1 protein-coding gene is annotated in these 535 nt (G+C 41.9%); it reads right to left on the bottom strand.

Annotated elements, in window-relative coordinates; genetic code table 11:
• Positions 1-535: transposase (locus H4J61_RS00185; RefSeq protein ID WP_182182625.1), on the bottom strand; the 535-nt coding region annotated here is incomplete at both ends.

Below are 535 nucleotides of genomic sequence, written 5' to 3'. Positions count from 1 at the left end.
CAATTGCCCCTAATCGTTTGCTGTATTGTCGTCGTCCAATAGGACTGTCTATTTTTACCTTCATTCGGTCGCTATGACTGATATTTTGTCCCTTACCTAGTAAAAATTGTACTTGTCGACCCGTCAATTTAGGTGGTTTTCGCATACATTGCTTTTGTAGTGGACAGGTGCGACAGTCTTTTAAATATCCGGTGAATCGGCTATAGCGTTTATCTTTTGTGGTGATGATGGTCCTTTGTCGCCATAACGTTTTACCCGCAGGACAAACACAGATATTGGTTATGGGGTCAAAATGAAAGCTCTCTCGAGTGAATAATCGTGGTTTGCCTTTGCTGCATTTTAATCGACGTTTTTCTTGCTCTGTATGATAGGTTTTACTGGTTTTAAAGAGCGGATTTCGGCTTCTAAAATGTGTATCCGCCATGTAACTGTCTAGCCCGGTTGTCGCCATGTATTCAAGATTATCCTCGCTATGAAAACCACTGTCAGCGGTGAATTTAGCGGTTTCAAAAGCTTTAGGTGTGCCTAGCTTTTC

The organism is Colwellia sp. MB3u-4 (genome assembly GCF_014077065.1).
Taxonomy (GTDB): domain Bacteria; phylum Pseudomonadota; class Gammaproteobacteria; order Enterobacterales; family Alteromonadaceae; genus Cognaticolwellia.
The sequence above is the reverse complement of the archived record's forward strand: the minus strand, read 5'-3'. Positions and strand labels throughout refer to the sequence as shown.